The organism is Flavobacterium sp. LK-23 (assembly GCF_058135255.1).
Genome location: NZ_JBYUVT010000020.1, coordinates 71,240 through 88,523, shown reverse-complemented (window position 1 = coordinate 88,523; position 17,284 = coordinate 71,240). Strand labels below are relative to the sequence as shown.

Annotated in this window: 17 protein-coding genes; 7 read left to right on the top strand and 10 right to left on the bottom strand. The window is 32.8% G+C overall.

Translation table 11 applies throughout. The features are described 5' to 3' along the window. Window positions 1-94: 94 nt before the first annotated feature. Together AC3Y25_RS21220 and AC3Y25_RS21215 are read right to left on the bottom strand one after the other, a co-directional pair. Window positions 95-232: a hypothetical protein gene (locus AC3Y25_RS21220; RefSeq protein ID WP_489904111.1), complete on the bottom strand. Its 138-nt coding sequence runs from the start codon at window positions 230-232 to the stop codon at window positions 95-97. A gap of 434 nt (window positions 233-666) precedes the next feature. Then, window positions 667-1,347 carry a DUF4294 domain-containing protein gene (locus AC3Y25_RS21215; protein WP_489904110.1) on the bottom strand — a complete coding sequence of 227 codons (681 nt, stop codon included), beginning with the start codon at window positions 1,345-1,347 and terminating at the stop codon, window positions 667-669. 81 nt (window positions 1,348-1,428) lie between these two features. Between AC3Y25_RS21215 and AC3Y25_RS21210 the strand changes: the two genes are divergently transcribed. From AC3Y25_RS21210 to AC3Y25_RS21185, 6 genes are all read left to right on the top strand, one after another. Beyond that, window positions 1,429-2,517 carry a M42 family metallopeptidase gene (locus AC3Y25_RS21210; protein ID WP_095929999.1) on the top strand — a complete coding sequence of 363 codons (1,089 nt, stop codon included), beginning with the start codon at window positions 1,429-1,431 and terminating at the stop codon, window positions 2,515-2,517. Between the two features lie 65 nt (window positions 2,518-2,582). Beyond that, on the top strand, window positions 2,583-3,263 hold the full coding sequence (locus AC3Y25_RS21205; RefSeq protein ID WP_489904109.1) for a response regulator transcription factor: 681 nt from the start codon (window positions 2,583-2,585) through the stop codon (window positions 3,261-3,263). Beyond that, on the top strand, window positions 3,260-4,621 hold the full coding sequence (locus tag AC3Y25_RS21200; protein WP_489904108.1) for a sensor histidine kinase: 1,362 nt from the start codon (window positions 3,260-3,262) through the stop codon (window positions 4,619-4,621). Before AC3Y25_RS21205 ends, AC3Y25_RS21200 begins: the two co-directional genes overlap by 4 nt. Window positions 4,622-4,705: 84 nt before the next feature. Continuing rightward, window positions 4,706-5,953, top strand: a complete 1,248-nt coding sequence (locus tag AC3Y25_RS21195; protein ID WP_489904107.1) for a TolC family protein — start codon at window positions 4,706-4,708, stop codon at window positions 5,951-5,953. Window positions 5,954-5,965: 12 nt separating this feature from the next. Further along, window positions 5,966-7,051, top strand: a complete 1,086-nt coding sequence (locus tag AC3Y25_RS21190) for an efflux RND transporter periplasmic adaptor subunit (protein WP_489904106.1) — start codon at window positions 5,966-5,968, stop codon at window positions 7,049-7,051. A gap of 4 nt (window positions 7,052-7,055) precedes the next feature. After that, window positions 7,056-10,154 carry an efflux RND transporter permease subunit gene (locus AC3Y25_RS21185; RefSeq protein WP_489904105.1) on the top strand — a complete coding sequence of 1,033 codons (3,099 nt, stop codon included), beginning with the start codon at window positions 7,056-7,058 and terminating at the stop codon, window positions 10,152-10,154. A 164-nt stretch (window positions 10,155-10,318) separates the two neighbouring features. Here the strand turns inward: AC3Y25_RS21185 and AC3Y25_RS21180 are convergent, their stop codons facing one another. Next, window positions 10,319-10,699, bottom strand: coding sequence for an ankyrin repeat domain-containing protein (locus AC3Y25_RS21180; RefSeq protein WP_250837538.1), 381 nt, complete (start codon window positions 10,697-10,699; stop codon window positions 10,319-10,321). 386 nt (window positions 10,700-11,085) lie between these two features. Here AC3Y25_RS21180 and AC3Y25_RS21175 point away from each other — a divergent pair, with 386 nt between their 5' ends. Next, window positions 11,086-11,622, top strand: a complete 537-nt coding sequence (locus tag AC3Y25_RS21175) for an SRPBCC family protein (protein ID WP_489904104.1) — start codon at window positions 11,086-11,088, stop codon at window positions 11,620-11,622. 69 nt (window positions 11,623-11,691) lie between these two features. Here the strand turns inward: AC3Y25_RS21175 and AC3Y25_RS21170 are convergent, their stop codons facing one another. From AC3Y25_RS21170 to AC3Y25_RS21140, 7 genes are all read right to left on the bottom strand, one after another. Continuing rightward, window positions 11,692-12,087: an ankyrin repeat domain-containing protein gene (locus AC3Y25_RS21170; protein ID WP_489904103.1), complete on the bottom strand. Its 396-nt coding sequence runs from the start codon at window positions 12,085-12,087 to the stop codon at window positions 11,692-11,694. Window positions 12,088-12,232: 145 nt separating this feature from the next. After that, a complete protein-coding gene (locus AC3Y25_RS21165) occupies window positions 12,233-13,366 on the bottom strand; it encodes a glycoside hydrolase family 26 protein (protein WP_489904102.1) in 1,134 nt (377 codons plus the stop codon). A 31-nt stretch (window positions 13,367-13,397) separates the two neighbouring features. Beyond that, a complete protein-coding gene (locus AC3Y25_RS21160) occupies window positions 13,398-14,351 on the bottom strand; it encodes a phosphoribosylaminoimidazolesuccinocarboxamide synthase (RefSeq protein WP_427873872.1) in 954 nt (317 codons plus the stop codon). 91 nt (window positions 14,352-14,442) lie between these two features. Further along, window positions 14,443-15,036, bottom strand: a complete 594-nt coding sequence (locus AC3Y25_RS21155; RefSeq protein WP_427873873.1) for a hypothetical protein — start codon at window positions 15,034-15,036, stop codon at window positions 14,443-14,445. A gap of 114 nt (window positions 15,037-15,150) precedes the next feature. Continuing rightward, window positions 15,151-15,981 carry a Cof-type HAD-IIB family hydrolase gene (locus AC3Y25_RS21150; RefSeq protein ID WP_427873874.1) on the bottom strand — a complete coding sequence of 277 codons (831 nt, stop codon included), beginning with the start codon at window positions 15,979-15,981 and terminating at the stop codon, window positions 15,151-15,153. Window positions 15,982-16,119: 138 nt separating this feature from the next. Further along, complete coding sequence (locus AC3Y25_RS21145) at window positions 16,120-16,482, bottom strand: DUF1801 domain-containing protein (protein ID WP_489904101.1); 363 nt, start codon at window positions 16,480-16,482, stop codon at window positions 16,120-16,122. 14 nt (window positions 16,483-16,496) lie between these two features. Beyond that, on the bottom strand, window positions 16,497-17,183 hold the full coding sequence (locus AC3Y25_RS21140) for a hypothetical protein (RefSeq protein ID WP_427873876.1): 687 nt from the start codon (window positions 17,181-17,183) through the stop codon (window positions 16,497-16,499). Window positions 17,184-17,284 lie beyond the last annotated feature (101 nt).

The following is a 17,284-nucleotide window of genomic DNA, read 5'->3' as shown; positions in this document are numbered from 1 at the left end:
TGAACTTTCCGTGTTTTGCGGGGTGCAAATGTAGAAAGCATTTTCAAATCTCGCAAGCTTTTTCGAATCTTTTTTTTTGAAAATTTCTTTCCGTCTAATTCTCCTTTCCTGCCAGTATTCCGATGAACGCCTTCGCTGTTGCGGGTGCAAAAGTAGAACCTTTATTTACATTTCCAAGCCTTTTTTTTACATTTTTCCCATCTTTTTTTGCTTTATTTCTTAACTCACTCATAACAGCATATTTACATTTTAAACTTTTTTGAACACTTGTGAGGTTTTTCTTCGTTTTGCTTTTCTTTGGGGTATTCCGCCACAAAGGCGCTAGGGCTCAAAGCTGGATTTTATTTAATCTCGCAAAGGCACAGAGGCACAAAGTTTCTTTTTGGTGCTGTTTTTTCTTCTGGGACCGTCCATTCTTCCCTGTTTTTTTTCTTCTGGAAACCTGTGCCCTAGCCCCGATAGAAGTGGAAATCCTTTTGTGCCGGGGTTCGGCACAAAAGATTGGAGCGGATAGCGGGATTAAGCTCCTTATTATATATTGTATAAAAGGCTTCGACTTCGCTCAGCCAGACAATCTAAGTTTTCTACTTATATATATGTACAAAAACAAACCCGACAGATTTTAAAAAACTGTCGGGTTTATATACCTTATATATATATGTATACTTATTTCTTATTTAGATCTTTTGCTTTTTGCTGCCACTTTTCCGCTAGATCTTCATAATTCAGAGGATTGGCTGGTTTTTGATTTGACAATCGACCAGATTCAAATGCTCTGACCAAAATGGTTTCTATCAAATAGTCTTCATTGACATCATAGGGTTTGTATTCTTCTTTTAAACTAATATCAAACAAATTGGCTGTTGTATTCGAAACGAAGGCTTTGAATCCGCTTTTTAGTGTTTTTATGAGTTCGTACGTTGTAATTCCTGTTTGGCGGTGGACTAGCTTTACTAAAATCTGTCCTTGTTTTCTAGAAAGTTTTTTAAGTCTTTCTTCGAATTCATTATTTAGATAATCTTCTACAATTTTGAAATACTTCTTTTTTTCACGGTTGGTTTTCAAACGCGCCATTCCGTTATTCAGTGCCGTTAATCGTTCTGCAGCCAATTTTGCATACGGATAAACTTTATAAACTCTATTTTGAAGAATTTGAAATTGTTTCATTTCTTCTGGACTCATCTTCTGCCCTTTTGAAATAATTATTTCTGGCAATTGAATGGTGTCGCCTAAAATAGAATCTTTCTCTGTTAATATATATCCCATTTGTTCGTTCTCTTTGGGAGTAACTTGGGCTTTAGAAGAAAAACAAACTAAGAGTATAAATAAAATGGTGGTTAATCTCATTGAATCATAATTTAAGTGTAAAATTATATATTTATACACAACTCTAATACCAAATTTATATTTTAGCAGAAAAATATTTTTATGAGCACAAATTCTATCTTAAATGATACTTCTATAGCATTCTTAGAAAGCTACCTTAATAACGCTTCTCCTACCGGTTACGAAAGTGAAGGCCAAAAACTTTGGATGGAGTACTTGAAACCATATGTTGACACTTTTATAACTGATACTTACGGAACTGCTGTGGGAGTAATCAATCCTGACGCTCCGTATAAAGTTGTTATTGAGGGACATGCTGATGAAATTTCGTGGTATGTGAATTATATTACGGAAGATGGTTTAATATATGTTATTAGAAATGGTGGTTCTGATCATCAAATTGCTCCTTCTAAAAGAGTCAACATTCATACTAAAAATGGAATTGTTAAAGGCGTTTTTGGATGGCCTGCAATTCATACTCGTTTACGCGACAAGGAAGAGATTCCTAAACTAAGTAATATTTTTATTGATTTAGGTTGCGAAAACAAAGAGCAAGTTGAAGCTTTAGGCGTTCATGTTGGATGTGTTATTACTTATCCGGATGAATTTATGATTTTGAACGAAAACAAATTTGTCTGCCGTGCGATCGACAATAGAATGGGCGGTTTTATGATTGCTGAAGTTGCTCGTTTATTAAAAGAAAACAATAAAACCCTTCCTTTTGGTTTATATATTGTAAATTCTGTTCAGGAGGAAATTGGTCTTCGCGGTGCCGAAATGATCGCACATAGAATAAAACCAAATGTTGCGATTGTAACCGATGTTTGCCATGACACCACTACTCCAATGATTGATAAAAAAGTGGAAGGCGACCTTAAAATGGGGAAAGGTCCTGTTATTGGGTACTCTCCTGCTATTCAGAATAAACTTCGCGATTTGATTGTAGATACTGCCGAAGAAAACAAAATTCCTTTTCAGAGACATGCTACTTCTCGTGCTACAGGGACAGATACTGATGCTTTTGCTTATAGCAATGGAGGTGTTCCTTCTGCATTGATTTCGCTTCCATTGCGTTACATGCATACAACTGTAGAAATGGTTCATAGAGAGGATGTTGAAAATGTTATTCAATTGATTTATGAGTCATTACAGAAGATTGAGAACAATGAGACGTTCTCTTATTTCAATTAAAACAATACCTTATATTAAATTCGGCTGTTTCTCAAAATGGCCGAATTTATAAATTTCCTTCAAGAATGAAAATACTACTACTCGAAGACGATTTTACTTTGTCTAAAGAAATCTCAGCATTCTTTACCTCTAAGAAGTTCGAGTGTGTTCCTTATTATGATGGTTCGTTATTGCTGAAGAAATATTTTCCTTACGAATACGATTTGATTATTCTTGACATCAATGTTCCTGGATTAAACGGAATAGAAGTTTGCAAAGGCATTCGCAAAATTGATAATAAAACGCCAATAATCATGCTGACCGCTTTTAGTGAAATCGAAGATAAACTATCTTCTTTTGATAATGGTGCAGATGATTATTTGGTTAAACCATTTCATTTTGAAGAATTATACGCTAGAGTACAATCTCTTTTAAGACGAAAGGAAGTTCCACAACAGATAGAAAGCAAAATTGTAGTCAAAGATTTAGAAATTTTTGAAGAAGATATGAAGGTCTTTAGATCTAATGAAGAAATTAAACTTACTCCGAAAGAATTTAAGTTGATTTTAATTTTGGCTCATGCCAAAGGAAAAGTGCTTTCGAAACAATTTATTGCTGAAAAACTTTGGGACTACCATATTGAAACCAATCAAAATACAATTGAAGTTTACATTAACTTTTTGAGAAAGAAAATAGACAAGGATCACGAAATAAAACTTATCCGTACTAAGGTTGGCTACGGCTATTATCTAAGCGATCAGGAATGACATTAAAAAATAGAATATCACTTTTAGTAAGTTTACTGTTTACCATCCTTTTCGGGCTGGCATCTACAGTGATATTCATTTTGTATTCTAATTATAGAAAAGAAGAGTTCCGTGATCGATTAGAAATTAAAGCTTTATCGAACATCAAATTATTGGTGAATGTCAAACAGATTGATAACCAGCTTTTAAAAATAATAGATCAAAATTCTATTAACAAACTATATGACGAGAAAACCTTAGTTTTCGATTCTAATTATAAGCTAATCTATAGCAGTATTGACGATGCCAAAATTAATTGGTCGGTTGAAGACTTGAAATATTTAAAAAAGAATAAAACTTTTTTTAAGCAACAAGGAGATTATGAAGTCTATGGCGTTTTTTATGATACAAACGACAAGGACTTTTATGCTTTGATATCAGCAACTGATGATTATGGCAAAAAGAAATTACTTTTTTTAAGATACACATTAGTTGTTTCGTATATTTTCTTTACTACGATCTGCTGGCTATTAACCTCTTTTATGGTTAGAAAAGCGATGAATCCGCTTCTTGCTTTTCATCAAAAAATAAAAAACATAAACGAAAATAATCTCGATACCAGAATTGCATCCAACAGCACCAGAAATGAAGTCGATCTGCTTGCCGATGAGTTTAATTTTATGATGGATCGAATTGAAGTTTCGTATCAAAAACAGAAGGAATTTACTGCTCATGCCTCACATGAATTAAGAACACCGCTTTCTAGAATGACTTCTCAGATTGAAAACGCTATTGCTGATCCAGATCTAAAACCGAAGAATAATTCTTTCCTTAAAAATATATTGGCTGATGTTAATCATTTGGGCGAACTAATTAATTCGCTGCTTATTCTTTCAAAAATCGACAATAGGAACACAGAAAACATAGAAGTTCAACGTCTAGATGAAATTTTATTTTCTTCAATAGAAAAAATCAACAAAACATTTCCCGATTTTGTTATTCTTTTTGAAATGGAAGAAAGTGACGATCTGGATACTGCTTTGGAAATAAAAGGAAATAGAAATCTTTTGGAAATTGCTTTAACTAATATCTTAAAAAATGCCTACATCTATTCGGACAATAAACAGGCAAAAGTAAAAATAAGCACTGACCATTACCATCTTATCATTTCCGTTTCGAATACTGGAGACACTTTAAACGAAGAAGAACAAAAAAATCTTTTTGAGCCTTTTATGCGCGGACAAAATTCAAAAAGAACTTCTGGCTTTGGGCTTGGTTTAAGAATTGTTCATCGCATTCTGACGGTTCACAAAGCTAACATAACCTACTCAGCACCAAATATTAACACGAATTTATTTCAATTATTTTTCGAATTGTAAACTTTTTTAAGCTATTTTTAAGGTAGATTTTAAGCTCCCCTAAAGCCTGTTGATAGCATATTTGTATAACTCAAAATCAATACAATGAAAAAGTTATTCGCATTGCTGTTATTTGCAGTTTTGAATCAGACTGCAATAGCGCAAAAAACAGTCACTCTTCAGGACTGTGAAAGCCAATTTTTAAAAAAGAATTTATTCTTGCTGGCATCGCAATACAACATCGATGCTTCAAAGGCTCTAACCATTCAGGCGCGCATTTGGGAAAACCCTGTAATAACAGCCGAACTGAATGCGTACAACCCCGAAAGAGATAAGTTTTTTGACATAGGCAAAGAGGGGCAAAAAGTATTTGGCATTGAACAACTTATTTATCTTGGCGGTAAAAAGCGCAATGAAATCAAACTTGCGCAAACCAATGCGCAATTGGCCGAACTTTCATTCAATGATTTATTGCGTACTTTAAAACTACAACTTCGCAAAAGCTTTTACACCGTTTATTACAATACCAAAAACCTTGAAAATACTGATAAACAGTTAGCTCATATCGAAAATTTGATCAATTCTTATTCCGTTCAAGCTCAAAAAGGAAATATTCCTTTAAAGGATGTTGTTCGTTTGCAATCGTTGTATCTCAACTTTAAAAACGAACGTTTGGAAGTAATTAACAACAATATAGAAGAACAAGCTAATTTGAAATTGCTGTTGAATGAAACTGAAAATGTAATTCCTTCTGTTAGCAAAGAGGATTCGAATAAATATTTAAAAGTTATTGCTTTTGACCTTAAAAGCTTTGAAGAACAAGCTATTGCAAATCGACCTGATTATTTAGCAAAACAGAAAGAGATTGAAGCCAATGAATTGAATGTAAAATGGCAGAAATCACTTGCGATTCCAGATCTTACTTTAGGAGCCAATTATGATCAGCGAAGTGGAGCTTTCAACAACGAAGCCAATGTTAGTGTTGGGATTCCGTTGCCGTTATGGAATAAGAACAAAGGAAACATTAAGTATGCCCAAACTATTTTAGAACAATCTAAGGTTGAAAAACAGAATTTTGAACTGCAACTTCAAACTGAAATTACTTCGGCTTGGACAAAATGGGATGAATCGAGACAAAACTACAGTGTGATTAAGCCAACGGTAAACTCAGACTTTGAAGCCGTTTACAATGGAATGCTAACCAATTTTCAGAAACGAAATGTAAGCCTTTTAGAATTTACCGATTTTATGGAAAGCTACAATCAGGCAATAATTCAATTAAACGAATTAAAGAAAAAAGTAGTAATAGCCGGCGAAGAATTAAATAGTACCATTAACAAAGATTTATTTTAAAACAGCAAAGAAATGAAACATACATTATTCATAGGAATCGCAATTGCAAGTCTATCCCTAACAGGCTGCAAAAAACAAGTAGAGAATCCTGAAACAAATACGTCTTTTGTTTTAAGTAATACTATGCTAAAAAGCACTACAACAGCCGAAGCTAAAACTCAGCCGTTAAAAAACGAACTTAGTTTTTACGGAAAAATTACTGCTGACAACAATAAAATGATTGATGTTTACCCACTAGTTGGCGGAAATGTTATGAAGGTAAATGTGGAACTTGGGGATTATGTAAAAAAAGGACAAGTTCTGGCAACGATAAAAAGTACCGATGTCGCCGATTTTGAAAAACAAGCTATAGATGCTAAAAGTGATTTGCTTGTTGCTAAAAACAACTTGAAGGTTGCACAAGAATTATTTGACGGAAAATTAAATTCTGAAAGCGATGTTCTCCAAGCGAAATCGGAAGTAAATAAAGCGCAGTCGCAATTAAGCAAGATTCAAGAAACGTATAAAATTTACAATATCAAAGCGGGATCTATTTACGAAGTAACAGCACCTATAAGCGGTTTTATAATTCAAAAAAGCATTAATCAAGATATGCTTTTGCGTAACGACCGTTCTGAAAACATATTTGATATTGCAGAAATTAGTGAAGTATGGGCAATGGCCAATATTAATGAAATAGACATTAATAAAGTAAAGTTAGGAACTTCTGCTGCGGTAACTACTTTAAGCTACCCAGATAGAATATTTCAAGGAAAAGTAGACAAAATCTACAATGTAATTGATCCAGAAACTAAAGCAATGCAGGCTAGAATCAAACTGAGCAATCCAGATTATATGCTTAAGCCAGATATGAATGCTAATATTAAATTGTCTTTCAATGAAAATCAATCTATGATAGCCGTGCCGAGTAAAGCAATTGTTTTTGATAAAAGTAAAAACTTTGTTGTGGTATTTAAAGACCGTAATAATATAGAAACAAGACAAGTAGAAGTTTACAGAGTTGTTGGTGATACTACTTACATTTCAAGCGGATTAAAGGAGAATGAAAAAGTAATCACAAACAATCAGCTATTTATTTATGGTGCTTTAAACAACTAAGAACATGAACAAATTCATAAAAAACATTATTGCTTTCTCTTTAAAGAATAAAGCATTCACCTTCTTTTGGGTAGGATTATTGGCTGTTGCTGGATTTATTTCATTCAAAAATATGCCTATCGATGCTTTCCCAGATGTTACCAATACACAGATTATCATCATCACGCAATGGAACGGAAAAAGTGCTGAAGAGGTAGAGCGTTTTGTAACCTCTCCAATTGAAATTGCGATGAACTCTGTTCAAAAGAAAACAAGTGTTCGAAGCATTACCATGTTCGGTTTATCGGTTATCAAAATCATTTTTGATGATGGCGTTGATGATACTTTTGCTCGTTTTCAAGTAAACAATTTATTGAAGAATGTTTCACTTCCCGATGATGTAGAACCAGATGTTCAGCCACCTTACGGGCCAACAGGCGAGATTTTTAGGTATATTGTAAAAAGTGACAGCAGAGACAGTAGAGAATTATTGACGTATCAAAACTGGGTTATCGACAAACAATTGCGCTCGCTTCCAGGTGTTGCAGATTTAAATGTTTTTGGAGGTCAGACTAAAACGTATGAAATTGGAGTTGATCCTATAAAATTAGCCAAATACAATATTACGCCTTTGCAAGTTTACAATGCCGTAAATGCTGGAAACATAAATGTTGGTGGTGATGTTATTGAAAAAAACGGACAAGCTTTTGTGGTTCGTGGTGTTGGTTTGTTAAAATCAAAGGCAGATATTGGAAATATTATTGTTGATGATGCTGCTGGAAATCCAATTTTGGTTAAAAATCTAGCCGAAGTTTACGAAAGTTCAATGCCAAGAGTTGGTCAGACCGGTCTTGGAGATAATGACGATGCCGTTGAAGGAATTGTAGTAATGAGAAAAGGTGAAAACCCTCAAGAAACACTTGCCCTTATAAAAGCAAAAATCAAAGATCTCAATGATAATGTCTTGCCAAAAGATATTAAAATTGAAACTTTCTACGATCGTGATAATTTGATGAATTTTACGACCGAAACCGTAATGCACAACTTATTTGAAGGTATTATTCTGGTTACTGTCGTGGTATTCTTATTTATGGCAGACTGGAGAACTACTTTTACAGTTTCGATCGTAATTCCGCTTTCTTTATTATTTGCTTTTTTATGTCTTAAAATGATGGGAATGAGCGCCAACTTATTAAGTTTAGGTGCTGTCGATTTCGGGATTATCATTGATGGAGCCGTTGTAATGGTCGAAGGCTTGTTTGTAGTTTTAGATCATCGAGCGCATCAATTGGGCATGGAGAAATTTAATAAAATTGCCAAAGGAAGCTTGATCAAAAGAACAGGAACTGAAATGGGTAAAGCTATTTTCTTTTCAAAGTTAATCATTATCACGGCTTTGCTGCCTATATTCTCGTTCCAAAAAGTAGAAGGAAAAATGTTCTCTCCCCTAGCCTTTACATTAGGTTTTGCATTGTTGGGAGCGCTTATATTTACATTAACTCTAGTACCCGTTCTTTCGCATATTTTATTGAATAAAAATGTAAAAGAAAAACACAATCCGTTTGTTAATTTTTGGGATCGAATTGTTTCTAAAGGTTTTGCATGGACATTCAAACATAAAGTACAAACTCTAATTGCTTCTACGGCGCTACTGGTTGGTGTTTTCTTTTCTGCAGGTTTCTTAGGAACAGAATTTTTACCTCAATTAAATGAGGGCGCATTATGGGTTACTGCCGAATTACCAATGAGCACTTCTCTTCCCGAAAGTGTTAAAACAGCGGCAATAATTAGAAAAGACTTAGAAAGTTTTCCAGAGGTAAAAAAGGTATTATCGCAAACTGGACGAAGCAATGACGGAACCGATCCAAATGGTTTTGGGTTTATCCAGCTACAAGTAGACTTAATTCCGCAAAAAGAATGGAAACGTAAAATTTCTATGGATGAATTGATTAATGAAATGGATGAAAAACTAAAAGTTCACCAAGGGATAACCTATAATTACTCGCAACCAGTAATTGATAACGTTGCCGAATCGGTAGCGGGATTTAAAGCATCAAATGCGGTTAAGATTTATGGCGATGATTTGAATAAATTGGATCAGCTCGCAAATGAAGTTTTGGCACAGATTAAAAATATTCCAGGTATTAAAGACGCAGGTATTTTAAGAAATGTTGGTCAGCCAGAAATAAGCGTTATTCTTGATAGAGAAAAAATGGCTGCTTACGGAGTAACTTTAAGTGATGCTCAAGCCGTTTTAGAATTAGCTTTTGGAGGAAAAACAGCAACTGAAAAATACGAGGATGAGAAAAAATTTGATGTTCGTGTTCGTTTTTCAAAAGAATATAGAAAAGACGAAAAAGATTTAGAAGAAATTAAAGTTCCAACCATCAGCGGAATCAAAATTCCTTTAAAAGAAATTTGCGACATCAAAACCATTACAGGTCCTGCGTTTATTTACAGAGATAATACCAAGCGTTTTATAGGAGTTAAATTTTCTGTTCGTGATAGAGATTTAGGAAGTACCATTGCTGAAGCACAATCAAAAGTAAATAAATTGAAACTTCCTGCAGGTTACACAACAGGCTGGACAGGAGAATTTGAAAATCAAGTTCGTGCTAGCGCTCGCTTAGCACAAGTTGTACCGATAAGCTTAATTGGAATTTTTGTTCTTTTATTTATTTTGTTTGGAAACTTTAAGGATTCTCTTCTTGTTCTTGCCAACGTTCCATTTGCCATTATTGGCGGAATCATTGCACTTCATATTACAGGAATGAATTTCGGAATTTCTGCTGGAGTTGGATTTATTGCTCTTTTAGGAATTTGTATTCAAAATGGAGTTATTCTGATTTCTAAATTTCACCACAATCTCAAAGCAAAATTCTCTCTAGAAGAATCTATTTTTAGAGGGGTAAAAGCTAGAACAAGAGCTGTAGTTATGACTGCCTTAATGGCTTCTATAGGTCTTATGCCTGCTGCAATTTCTACGGGAATTGGTTCAGAATCTCAAAAACCACTTGCTATTGTCATTATCGGTGGTTTAATGACCGCTACAGTCTTAACTTTATTAGTATTCCCAATTTTATTCTGGGTATTCAATAGAAAAAAAGATGTGCCAATAGAATAAGCAATCAAAATATTTAGTTTTAAATCAATTTGTTGGGATTTAAAAAAGAAGAAGCATCATTTTTATAATGATGCTTTTTTATTTTAGAGTTCATTCTAAAACAAAAAAAAGACCTTCTGCTCACAAAGGTCTTTTTTTCTACTAACTCAAAACTTTTTATACTGTTATTTCAAATCTTTCAAAATCGCAATAGATTCTGAAGCATTTGATAATTCTGCATATTTCAATGCAGTAAAACCATTTTCATTTTTTGCACTAGCTTTTGCGCCATTTGCCAATAAAACTTTAATGATTTCAAATTTGTTATAACGTGCAGCTGTCATTAATGGAGTAAGATCTTCTGAGATTAAATTTACATCTGCTCCGTACTCAATAAATTTCTTAACTGTTTCAATATCTCCTTTGCTAATAGCAACATTTAAAGGGTTTGCTGTATAACCTGTACGTTCAATTGGATTTTTAACAGTTGAAACTCCGTTTGAAGCCATTGCTACATTTCCAAATGCTACTAAGGCTAGTCCTAAATAAATAACTGATTTTTTCATAATGATTGATTGTTTATTAATTGATTATTGATGATTTTTAATTTCTGATGTAAAAGTAATTCATTTCATCGTATTATGTATTACAAAGTACCATGTTTTAACCAATTCTTAACAGTTACTTAATAATACGATAATTAAAGAACCCAAACGTTACCAAATTAATGGTTTTACTATAATAGACTACATAAAAAAGAAAATGTTACAATAAATCTTATTTATTTTTAATCTTTTTTGCAACCACCCTCATTTCAAACTTTCAAATAATTTTTTAAATTTACTATAGGATTAAAAATCAAAAAGATAGCTTTTCAATCTAATGCCCTATAGTTCTTTACTTAGTCAAAAAAAATCTATCCAAAAACCACTAACCTTAAAAACAAAAAAACATGATTTTCATTAAAAGATTACTAGTTATTTTAATTTTATTTATTTCGATTGTTTTAATTGCAGCCTACTTTATGCCGAAGGAATATTCGGTTGAAAGAGAAATTACGATCAACAAACCTGCTGATAGCATTTTTAAATATGTCAGATCATTAAAGAACCAAAATGAGTTTAGTGTTTGGGCCAATAGGGATCCAAAAATAAGGATTACTTATAAAGGTACCGATGGCGCAGTAGGCACTGTATCTTCTTGGGAAAGCAATGTAAAAGAAGTTGGAGTTGGCGAACAAGAGATCACGAAAATAACAGAAAATAGACGCGTTGATTTTGCTCTTCGTTTTAAAAAACCTATGGAAGATACTGCAGTTGGATTTATGTCTACCGAACCTGTTTCGGAAAATCAGACAAAAGTAAAATGGGGAATCAGCGGTGTAATTCCTTATCCAACAAATATTATGCTTCCGATGCTAAAAATGGACCAAATGATTGGAAACGATCTGCAAAAAGGCCTAGAAAATTTAAAAGAGAAAATGGAATAACATTTTATATTTCTAAAATAAAAAAGTGCAATTCCGTTTTTTTGAATTGCACTTTTCTTTTTCTATTTACTATTTATTCTTACGATTCTCTTTTAGCGTCTTCAAAATAGTAATCGAATCTGCTGATTTTGCGTACTCTGCATAATGCAAAGCGGTTAAACCGTGTGAATTTTCGATTGAAGAATCTGCTCCATTCGCAAGCAACAACTTAATAATGTCACAATGGTTAAATCTTGAAGCAACCATTAGTGGTGTCATATTATTTTCCATTTTATTTACATTGGTGCCATACAAAACGAATTTCTTAACGGCCTCAATATCGCCTTTGCTAATGGCGAGATGCAACGGAGATTTTCCATAAACTGAAAATTCTACTTGATTTTTAGCTGCAAATGCCGAATTTGATGCAATTGAAACATTTCCAAAAAGGAAAAATAATCCTAAAATAACTACTGATTTTTTCATGATGATTGTTTATTAAATGATTGATGATGATGATTTACTAGTTAGACGACTTAAAACTCGAGAAGGTTGCATGATTACTTCAAAAAAATAAAAAAACGCAATTTAGTTTGACCTAAATTGCGTTCTTAATTTGTAGAAGAATACACTATATCTTAAATTTTTTGCTGTAAATATTCTTCAAATCCTTTTCAAATAAAGTAAAAGGATCATTATAGAATTTTATAAAGTCTTTTTCGCTTACTTGTCCTGGAAAAGGCGCGTAATAATGCGTTGGACTTGTAACATCGTTTCTCCAAACTAAAACATAAGCTAATTGCAGATTTTGGGATTTTAAAGTTTTAAGTAAAACTTCTGTCCACCACTTTTCATTAGGAATTGACTCCAGTCCAGTTTCTGTAAATGCAGCTAATTTTTTCTTTTTTATAGCCAAATCAGAAAATATTTTAAGTTTTTTTAGCCCAGCATCTAGATCGTATTTACCATCTCTTCCAAAATCTCCATAATCATCCATACCAAGCATATCAACAAATTCATCACCTGGATAACGTTCTAAATATTCTGCTTCAGAATTAAATTTATTATCAGGAGAAAAAGCATAAATAAAATTATGAACCCCTAAAGTATCTTTTAAATAAGAAACCGTAAACTGCCAAACCGCAATAAAATCTTCTCGAGAAGTATGCGTTCTCCCCCACCAAAACCAATCGCCATCAAATTCATGAAAGGGCCTGAAAATCATCGGGGAAAGTTTTCCATCTTTTGCTTTAACAGAATGCGCAAAATCGGCAATAGTTTTTAAAATCTCTTTGTATTCCTCGTGATGAGAACCTCCGGGCTTTATCAAAGACATGGAAGCAGCTGAAATTCCGTCTTTCCAATAAAATCCTCCTTCAGAAGCTGGATTATTAAAATGCCAAGAAATAGTTGTAATTCCGCCTCTTTCATAAGTATCGATTACATTTTTTCGCAATAAATCTTTAGCCTTTTCAATTTGGTCTTTGGAACGACCAGAAAAATCACTAAAATCAATCCCAACAATGGCAGGATGCGAACCCGTAACCGATTTTACATCCGATCGATTAGGCTCATTACTCCATCCGTGCCCGTATTCAAGCGCATGCTGATGCCCGAAAAGAATATGCTTTTTGGAAATAGTTTTAAGATTCTGATATAAGTTTTTAGTTTCCTTTGTCGCATTTTTATCAATCTGCGCAAAAAGAAAATGCCCTGCTGTAAAACATACAAATAGCAGGGCATTTTTTTGGGTTATAAATTTCATGGTTTAAATCGTTAGTTTAAACCCGAAATTACTATTTTGAAGAAAGGTAATCTAATACGTTTTTTTCAATACGTTGATCAATATTGTCAATATCAGCTTTTACAAATTTTTCTCCTAAAATATTCTCAAATAATTCGATGTATCTTTCAGAAACAGACTCGATATATTCGTCTGTCATATTTGGAATTTGCTGTCCTTCCTGGCCTTGAAAACCATTTTCGATCAACCAACGGCGAACAAATTCTTTAGATAATTGTTTCTGCTCCTCTCCATTAGCCTGTCTTTCAGCATATCCGTCAGCGTAGAAATAACGAGAAGAATCTGGAGTATGAATTTCGTCAATTAAAACAATAACACCGTCTCTTGTTTTTCCGAACTCATATTTGGTATCCACTAAAATCAATCCGCGTTTTGCTGCGATTTCAGTTCCTCTTTGAAATAAAGCGCGAGTATATTTTTCTAAAACTAAATAATCTTCTTCAGAAACAATTCCTTTCGCTAAAATATCTTCACGAGAAATATCTTCGTCATGAGAACCATTATCTGCTTTTGTAGTTGGTGTAATAATTGGTTCTGGGAATTTATCGTTTTCTTTTAAGCCTTCAGCCATAGTAACACCGCAGATTTGTTTTCTGCCTGCAGCATATTCACGAGCTGCATGACCAGATAAATAGCCACGAATTACCATTTCAACTTTAAAAGGCTCACATAAATGTCCAACAGCAACGTTTGGATCTGGAGTTGCAATCAGCCAGTTTGGAACGATATCTTGCGTCAATTCCATAAATTTTGTTGCAATCTGATTTAGGATTTGTCCTTTGTACGGAATTCCTTTTGGCAAAACTACATCAAAAGCCGAAAGTCTATCTGTTGCCACCATTACTAAAAGTTCATCATTAATATTATAAACTTCTCTAACTTTTCCGCGGTAAACTGATTTCTGATTCGGGAAATTAAAATCTGTAGTTGTGATTGTGTTACTCATTATCCTTTTGGTTGTGTTGTTTTTAATGAATGCAAATTTAAAACTATTTGACAGAGCAAACAAAGAAAATATTACTTCAATTTTAACTGATCTATTTAAAGCTTAAAATTCCTTTACCAAAAGATTTTATTGACTCGTCTAAACTAGAAATTGTCGTTTGTGGCAACTTTTTAAAATCTCCTGATTGTACAATTAAAATTTGCCCTTCGTTATGCGTTGGTGCATTGGGCAAAAAAATTACGGCATTTCCCATTTCATCTTCCTCAATTAAATGGGCCGGTTGCCAAAAATTTCCATTTTTAAACAAAACTGGCAAGTCTGTAACTGGTTTTGGTTTACTATTTCGCTTTAATAACTTTTCTTCTGCTTCTTTTTTATTCTTTTCGTAACCTGGTAAAAAGATCATTAATTTCTCGTCTACCCACTTTGTAAATCTTTTTAAGAGAGATAATCGCATTAGAAAACCGCTGAAATAAATTAGTGCCAACAGAATAATTCCGCCAGCAATATCAGTTGCATATTTCCCTAATACCAGATCTAAACGAAGAAAGTGCGCAAATTTTTCTCCATAATTCTGAAAGAACTTCCAAACTTTTTCTAACAAAATAAAAAAAACTAAAAGCGGTAATAAAACCAATGCTCCCGAAATACAATTTCGTTCAACTTGAAGTAAAAATCTTTTCATTGTTAAAACAAATTAAGGTTAAAAAAATAAGAGCTAACTCTTTGCGAATTAGCTCTTATAAAAATAACTTATTATTTAATATTCAGCAACAAAGTGAACACAAAACATTCTGAATTAAGTTGTTGCAAACTCTTTATCTAAAATTTTAGATGCAATATATCTTGCAACTCCGTCTTCTGCATTGGTTTGAATTACTTCTAAATTAGGCAAAGCATCTTTTAAAATTGAAGGAGCATTTCCCATAATCAATCCTTTTCCAGTTGCTGACAACATTTGCAAATCGTTAAAACCATCGCCAAACGAAACCGCTTGTTCCATCATAAATCCTTCTTTTTCTAACACTTTTGCAATGGCAACCGCTTTATCTACCGATTTGTCCATAAATTCTAGACAAGTTGGCAAACTAAAAGCATGATGCAAATGCTCTGAAGAGTTAGCTAAAACAGCATCTCTCACTTTTACCAACTTCTCGTGACTATCGCATGAAAAGAAGATTTTAATTGCTTTGAAATCCTCTATCGTTTTGTAATCTACTAATTCTGGACGGTATTTTAATTCGGCTTGAAAAGAATTCAATCTTTCATTCCATTTATTGGTCTGCCACACGTTTTCCTTAAATAACACAACCGTAACATCTGGATCGATTTCGATATTTAATGCCGCTTTAACCACATCGCTGTCCAAATTAAAAGCGAAAAGTTCTTCTTTATCTGGCGAATGAATTCTTCCTCCGTTAGAACTTACCAGATAAACTGGTACTGCAAGTGTTTCGATAATAGCCATGGCATCAAGATGATGACGGCCTGTAGCTACAACAATCAAATAACCTTGATTGTGAAGTTCTTGAAAAATTGATTTGGTGTAATCTGAAATTCTGTGTTGTGGGTTGAGTAAAGTTCCGTCAAGGTCACTTACTACAACTTTTATATTTTTAAGTTTTGTCATATTAATTATCAAATTCGATGATGTGCAAATTTACGGTTTTAAGCTCGGCTAGACAAAGATTACAAGCTCTGAAGGCTAAAATTGAGGTAAGTTTATTATTTATTTAACTATTCCGTTAAATATTGCTGTTTACACATTTTAAATCTTCACAATTCCTATTTTATATAAATTTATTGCTTTTTGAATTATCGTTTCAATCTGATCCAAAGGTAAATCTTCATTACTATCAAACATCATAATCTTCATTCGAGAACGATTTTCCTGAACCAAAAAAGGCTCATCAAAATGTTTTCCTTCTACAATTCCGATATAAGGCTTTTTGATTTTTTTATGAATCCATAAATAGCAGAACATCTTTTCTCTATAACAGAAAAATGGCATTCCGTATTTTAAAGTATTTGTAATATCTGAATCTTGTTTTAGAATGATTTCTTTTAATGCCAAGAATAATCCTTTTATAGGTTCTTCTTGGTTTAGGTAGAAATCATCTAGTTGTTTCATTTTTTAAATTAAATTTAATAATCAAATCCGTCTTTCCAATCTATAATTTCTTTTGGATGATTATAATCATTTGGATAATTCGCTTTGACAAACTCAAATTGTTCTTTAGTTAGCAATACAATTCTTCCATCATTACCACAACTTATTGGATAAAACTGTTCCTTACTTCCTTGCATTCTAAGCTGATCATTTAACATTTCAATAAAATTCAAATACGCTATAGTCCAATCATAATTGCCAAAATTATTATTGAAAGCTATATGTTCTTTTCCGTTTAATTTTATCTTATGAAGTAAATGTTTATCAGTCTGATCTTCGAATTCATCTGATATCAAAAGTTTTAAATTTAATTTATTAAACAAAACTTTTATAGTTTCTAAATATTGAATTAATCCCTCTCCTTCAAATAATGTTTCTGAATCAATAAAATAGAATCTATTATCGGTAAAACTTAAATCATCTCTCATGTGACCTTCAAAAAAACTTAATTCATCATAAGATTTTTCAAAATCATCTTTCACAATTTTTAAATCTTTTTTGTCAGTGAGATTGAAAAAATTTAATCTATTTAGTTCTGAAACAATTTCTTTTCCTGATAATTTCTTTATATAATTATCGGAGTTTTTATTTTCACTTTTTTGAGCATATAATCTAAATGCGGCAAATAGTAATCCCACTACCAAAATAATTTTACTTTCCATTAATTAGAATAAACAATTCGTTTTTATTTTTAAAAAAAATATTCGTTTTGTATTTCTCCGAATGGAACATACAAAACGAATATTAATAAATGTTAAAACAC